The organism is Streptomyces sp. 1-11, from assembly GCF_007176755.1.
Taxonomy (GTDB): Bacteria; Actinomycetota; Actinomycetes; order Streptomycetales; family Streptomycetaceae; genus Streptomyces.
The window spans coordinates 1-6,858 of the sequence record NZ_BJTV01000034.1; the positions used below are offsets into that span (position 1 = coordinate 1).

Consider the following 6,858-nt stretch of genomic DNA (forward strand, 5'->3'; position numbering starts at 1 on the left):
GAACAGGGCTGTGATCGTCAGGTCGAACGTCACCGACGAATACAGGATCGAACCGACACCCCCGGGGACGTGCGCGGGGTAGTTCTCGTCGCACCAGTGCAGGTAGTTGACGACACCACGGTGCTCCAGCGCGACACCCTTGGGCCTGCCCGTCGACCCCGACGTGTAGATCACATAAGCCAGGTCATCCGGCGACGCCAGCGGCTCGGGATCGGTGTCGGGGCCGGCCGGCCACTGCGTGTCGACCAGGAGGCGGTCGATGGTGTCCGGCAGCCGGTGGGCGAGATCCGAACTGGTGATGATCAACGGGGTGCCGGTGTCCTCGACCATGTAGGTGATCCGGTCGGTCGGATAGTCCGGGTCGAGCGGAACGAACGCCGCACCCGCCTTCAGGATCCCCAGGACCGCCGCGATCAGATCCGGCGAACGGTCCAGGCACACCGCGACCAACGTGTCCGGCCGGATACCCGTGCCGCGCAGATGGTGAGCGAGCTGATTCGCCCGCGCGTTGATCTCGGCATACGTCCAGCGGCGCTCCCCATGCGTGACGGCGACAGCCTCAGGACCGGCGGCAACCCGCTCCTCGATCAGCCGATGAATCGTCGCCGTCTCCGGATACGGACCGGCGACACCGTTCCAGTCGACCAGGATCTCCCGCCGCTCCCCCTCCGTGAGCATGTTGAGGTCGCCGATGTGTGCGCCGGGCGAGTCGACCACGGAGACCAGCAGGCTCTGGAGGTGGCCGGCCATGCGCTCGATCGTCTCCGCGTCGAACCGGCTCCGGTCGTAGACGAAGCGGAACTCCAGGGCGCGCCCCGCCGATACGACGAGGGTCAGCGGATACCCTGTGCGTTCCACGCAGTTGACCAGGCGCCGGGTGAGTCCCTCCGGGAAGTCCGACGGTTTCTGCACCACCGGGTAGTTCTCGAAGACGAGGATGGACCGGAACAGCGGCTCGCCGCGCGGGATCCTGCTGTGCTTCTGCACGTCGACGAGGTGGCAGTACTCCCACTGCCGCATTTCCAGCTGCTCGTCCTGGAGGTCCCGCAGCCACTCGGAGACGACCAGGTCGCCGGTGAGCCGGCCGCGGACCGGCAGTGTGTTGATGAACAGGCCCATCATCGACTCGACGCCGGGCAGAGCGATCGAGCGACCCGAGATGGTGGAGCCGAACAGCACCTCGTCCTGACGGCTGTACCGGGAGAGCAGGATCGACCACAGGCCCTGGACCAGTGTGTTCATCGTGACGCGCTGCGACTTGGCGTAGTCCCGGGCCCGCGCGAACAGCTCCGCCGAGGCGCACACCTCGAACTCGCCGACTCCCGTCGCACCGGTGTCCCGGTCGACGTGCAGGGCGGTGGGCTCGGTGACGCCCGCCAGGTAGTCGGACCAGAACGCCGAGGAGCCGTCGTCGCGCCGGGAGTTGAGCCACTCGATGTAACGGCGGTAGGGGACGGTCGGCGGCAGCTCGGCGGGAGTGCCGTCGAGCAGCGCTCGGTAGAGGGCGAACAGCTCCTTCTGGAGGATCTGGACGCTCCAGCCGTCGAGGAGGATGTGGTGGAACGACCAGACGACGACCCGGCGCCGTTCCCCCGTCCGCAGCACGGTGACCCGGACCAGCGGGGCCCGGGAGAGGTCGAAGCCCCGGTCCCAGTCCTCGGCGAGGAAGGCGGTCAGCCTCTCCTCCTGATCGGGCAGGCCGCGCAGGTCCCTCACCTCGAAGGGGAGGGGAGCACAGCGCTGGACCACCTGCACCGGCTCCGACACTCCCTCCCACACGAAGGCGCTGCGCAGGATCGAGTGCCGGTCGACGAGCTGCTGCCAGGCCGCGCCGAACAGCGTCTCGTCGAAGGGGCCTTCGACCTCCTCCGTCATCTGCACCATGTACGGGCGGGTGTCGGAGGTGTCCTCCAGCGAGTGGTACAGCATGCCGAACTGCAGGGGCGAGAGCCCGTAGACGTCTTCCACGTTGTGCGCGCTCATATCGAGAACCTCTTCAGGATCGCGGCCATGTCGGCGTCACCGACATCGGTGAGGGGAACGGCGGGGGACTCGCGGCGGGCGTCGGCGGCTCCGTCGGCACTGCCGGCGATCAGCTCGCGCAGGTGGCCGAGGACACCGTCGGCCAGGCGCTCGACGGTGCGCCGGTCGTGCAGCGCGGTCGAGTAGTTGACGTACAGGCCGAACGTGTCGCCTTCGACGGCGGCGGTCACGTCCAGGACGTTCCAGCGCATGCCGTCCGGGCTGATCGAGTGGCCCTTGGGCTCGTCGGGACCGGCGTACCGTCCGATGCCCGGCAGGTCACTGGTGAACTGCCCCAGGTAGTTGAAGTTCACTTCCGGGGTGGGCTGCCGGCGCAGCACGGCGGCCATGTCCGGGGCGCCGAGATGGCGCAGGATGCCGTAGCCGACGCCCTTGTTGGGGATCCGCGCCAACTGTTCGCGGACGGAGTCGAGTGAGGCCACCGGATCGGTCGCTCCCGGTGCCAGTCGCAGTGCGACGGGGAAGACGGACGTGAACCACCCGACCGTCCGCGACAGGTCCACGTCCGGGAACAGGTCTTCTCGGCCGTGTCCCTCCAGACCGATCAGGGTCTCGTCGTCCCCCGTCCAGTCTCGCAGGGCGTGCGCCAGCGCGGTGAGCAACGCGTCGTTGATCTGGGTGCTGAAGACCCGCGGCACGTCCCGCAGCAGCGCCCGCGTCTCGGCGGGGCTGAGCGTCGCCACGACGCTGGCCGCGGATCCCAGGTCGTTGCGGCCGTCCCGGTCACGCGGCACCCGGCCGGCCGGCTTGGGCTCGGCCCAGTAGGCGAACTCGGCCCGTGCCTGAGCGGATTCAGCGAAGCCCTGCAGCCGCTGGGCCCACGACCTGAACGACGTCGTCTTCGCCGGCAGCAGGGGTGCGCGTCCGGCGGCCCGCCGCTCGTAGCAACTGCCCAGGTCCTCCAGGAGGATCCGCCAGGACACACCGTCGACCGCCAGGTGGTGCACGACGATGAGCAACCGCTGCCCGCGCGTCGCCCCCAACTCCAGCAGCGCGGCCCGCAGCAGCGGGCCCTTGGCCAGGTCGAGGCTCTGCTGCGTCTCCTCCGCGATGCCCAGCGACACCGTCGCCAGGGATTCCTCCGCGACGCCGGAGAGGTCGTGCACGTCGAGGATGCCGGTGTCCACGGTCTCGTCCAGGTACTGCCGCCAGCCGTCGGTTCCGTCCACGCAGCGCAGGCGCAGCGCGTCGTGGTGCTCGATCAGGTCGGCCAGCGCGAGCCGCAGCACGTCGGGCTCGAGTGCGTCGGTGACGAGCAGTTCGGCCTGATTGAAGTGGTCGAACGCCGGCAGGTCCTTCTCGAAGAACCAGTGCTGGATCGGTGTCAGCGGGACCTCGCCCACCACGCGGCCCTGTTCCGCGTCGACCGGCGCGGCCGTACCGGCGTGGTCCGCGATCTCGGCGATCGTCTGGTTCTTGAAGATCAGCCGCGGAGTGAGGTGCACGCCGAACTTCTTGGCCCGGGCGATCATCTGGATGCTGATGATCGAATCCCCGCCGAGTTCGAAGAAGTTGTCGTGGACGCCGACGGTGTCGATCCCGAGGATCTCGGACCAGATCGCGGCCAGCGTGCGCTCGGTGTCCGTCCTGGGTGCGGTGTAGGTGGTGGCGAGGTCGGGTCGGTGGTGGTCGGGGGCGGGCAGGGCTTTGGTGTCGACCTTGCCGTTGGGGGTGAGCGGGAGCTGGTCAAGGGTGACGTAGGCGGCGGGGACCATGTAGTCGGGCAGTTGCCGCTGCAGGTGCGTTCGGAGTTGGTGTGTCGTGGGTGCGTCACCGGGGGTCGGGACGATGTAGGCGACGAGTTGTTTGCTGCCGGGGGTGTCTTCGCGGACGGTGACGGCCGTGGTGTGGACGTGAGCATGCGTGGTCAGAGCGGCTTCGATCTCGCCGAGTTCGATGCGGTAACCGCGGAGCTTGACCTGGTTGTCGATGCGTCCGATGAACTCCAGCGTGCCGTCCGCCCGCCACTTCACCAGATCCCCCGTGTGATAGGTACGCGGGTCCGGCCGGGGCGGGCTGAGGGGGTTGGGGGTGAAACGCTGACCCGTCAGTTCCGGCCGGTTGTGGTAGTGCCGGGCCAGGCAGATACCACCCAGCAGAGCATGACCGGGGACACCGACGGGGGCGGGCTGGTTGTGGTGGTCGACGACGTAGGCGGTGGTGTTGGTGATCGGCCGGCCCAACGTGGTCGTGCCCCCGTGCGGGTCCGGCCGCGTGGTCAGACTCATCACGTTCGCCACCGAACCCTCGGTCGCACCGTACTCGTTGCTGATCGTCGTCGCCGTACTGCTCGCCTCCAGGAGCCGGGCCACGAGCTGCGGAGTGAGGTTCTCACCGCCGGCCACGATGGTGGTGATGTGATGCCGGGCCCCACGCGTCTCCAGATGCGCGGCCAGCACCTCCAGATGGGAGGGGGTGGCCTTCAGGAAACTGATCGGAATGTTCGTGCAGATCAGGTCGATCGCCGCGTCGAACGCGCTCTGGTCCGCTCCGGTGACGGGGATCGCGAGCTGCTGCCCCTGGATCAGCGGCAGGAACAGGGCTGTGATCGTCAGGTCGAACGTGACCGACGAATACAGGACTGACCCCACACCCCCGGGGATGTGAGCGGGGTAGTTCTCGTCGCACCAGTGCAGGTAGTTGACGACACCACGGTGCTCCAGCGCGACGCCCTTGGGCCTGCCCGTCGACCCCGACGTGAAGATCACATAAGCCAGGTCATCCGGCGACGCCAGCGGCTCGGGATCGGTGTCGGGGCCGGCCGGCCACTGCGTGTCGACCAGGAGGCGGTCGATGGTGTCCGGCAGCCGGTGGGCGAGATCCGAACTGGTGATGATCAACGGGGTGCCGGTGTCCTCGACCATGTAGGTGATCCGGTCGGTCGGATAGTCCGGGTCGAGCGGAACGAACGCCGCACCCGCCTTCAGGATCCCCAGCACAGCCGCGATCAGATCCGGCGAACGGTCCAGACACACCGCGACCAACGTGTCCGACCGCACACCAGCACCGCGCAGATGATGAGCGAGCTGATTCGCCCGCGCATTGATCTCGCCATACGTCCAGCTACGGTCCCCGTGCGTGACAGCAACCGCCTCAGGACCGGCGGCAACCCGCTCCTCGATCAGCCGATGAATCGTCGCCGTCTCCGGATACGGACCGGCGACACCATTCCAGTCGACCAGGATCTCCCGCCGCTCCCCCTCCGTGAGCATGTTCAGCTCCGACAGCCGCGCCCCCGGCGCCGCCGCCACCGACGCCGCCAGGGTCGTGAAGTGGCCGGCCATCCGCTCGATCGTCGCCCGCTCGAAAAGGTCCGTCCGGTACTCCAGCGCGGCCAGCAGCTCACCGTCCGCCTCCGCCGCGGTCAGCTGGAGGTCGAACTTGGCGTCCTGACCGCCCACGCCGATCTGCTCGACCGTCACACCGGGCAGGCTCCACCCGTCGCCGTCCGGTGTGTTCTGGAAGACGAACAGGGTCTGGAACAGCGGGTTGCGGGACAGGTCGCGGTCGGGGGCCAGCTCGTCGACGAGGCGTTCGAAGGGCAGGTCCTGGTGGTCGTAGGCGCCGAGCGCGGTGTCCTTGACCCGGGCCAGCAGCTCGGTGAACGCCGGATCGCCGGACAGATCGGTGCGCAGGACGAGCGTGTTCACGAAGAAACCGATCAGGTCCTCGGTCTCGGCTCGGTTGCGGCCGGCGATCGGGGTGCCGACCGCGATGTCGTCCTGGCGGCAGTAGCGGGCCAGGACGATCTGGAACAGGGACAACAGCGCCATGAAGAGGCTCGCGCCCTGACCGCTCGCCGTCGCCCGCAGCGCCTCCGCCACCTCCGGCGGAACCGAGAAGTACACGGTGTCGCCCTCGGCGCCCTCGCGCTCGGCCGGCCGACCGTGGTCGGTGGGCAGCTCAAGGGCCGGCACCCCTGCGAGGCGCTCGCGCCAGTACGCCAACTGCTGTTCCAGGTACTCCCCGCTGAGCTGCTCACGCTGCCAGGCGGCGAAGTCCGCGTACTGCACGGGCAGTTCCTTCAGGGACGCCTCGCGTCCGGCCACAGCTGCCGCGTACAGCTCGTGGAGTTCGCGGGCCAGGATCCCGGAGGACCAGCCGTCCGACACGATGTGGTGCAGCGTGATCAACAGGTACTGGTCGTCGTCCGCGACGCGCACCACGTCGACTCGCAGGAGCCGCCCGCCGTCCAGGTCGAACGGTCGCCGCGCCTCGGCCGCCATGATCTCCAGCGCGGCCGGCTCCCGGTCGGCCGTCGGTACGGCCCGGACGTCGTGCACGACCGGAGTGACCGACCACGGCGCGTCCACGATCTGCGCGGGACGGCCCGAGTCGTCCGTGACGAACCGCGTACGCAGCACCTCGTGCCGGGTCACCAGACCGGTGAACGCCGCACCCAGCGCACCCGTGTCGAGCGCGCCCCGCACCCGCAGACCGAACGGTACGAGGTATTCGGCGCTGCCCGGCGTCAACTGGTCCAGGAACCAAAGCCGCTGCTGCGCGAACGACAGCGGCAGCGGTCGGGTGCCGCGGTCGACCGGTACCAGCGGCGCCTCGTCGGCCGTCGCCAGCTCGCGCACGACCGCGGCCAGTGCCGCCGGTGTGGGCGAGGTGAAGAGGACACGCACGGGGACGTCCACTCCGAGCCGTTGCCGCAGGCGTGACGTCACCTGCGTAGCGAGCAGTGAATGTCCGCCGAGTTCGAAGAAGTTGTCGTGGATGCCGATGGTGTCGACGCCGAGGACGTCGGACCACACGCCGGTGATGAGTTCCTCGGTCGAGTTCCGGGGTGCGGTGTAGGTGGTGGCGAGA

2 protein-coding genes are annotated in these 6,858 nt (G+C 68.9%); both read right to left on the minus strand.

What is annotated here, in order from left to right; genetic code table 11:
• The coding region (locus TNCT1_RS35360; RefSeq protein ID WP_143640423.1) for a condensation domain-containing protein at positions 1–1,983 on the minus strand (1,983 nt) is incomplete at its 3' end.
• Entirely contained in the window at positions 1,980–6,803 is a 4,824-nt protein-coding gene (locus TNCT1_RS35365) for a non-ribosomal peptide synthetase (RefSeq protein ID WP_235903072.1), read from the minus strand. The genes TNCT1_RS35360 and TNCT1_RS35365, both read right to left, overlap by 4 nt.
• Between the last annotated feature and the right edge of the window lie 55 nt (positions 6,804–6,858).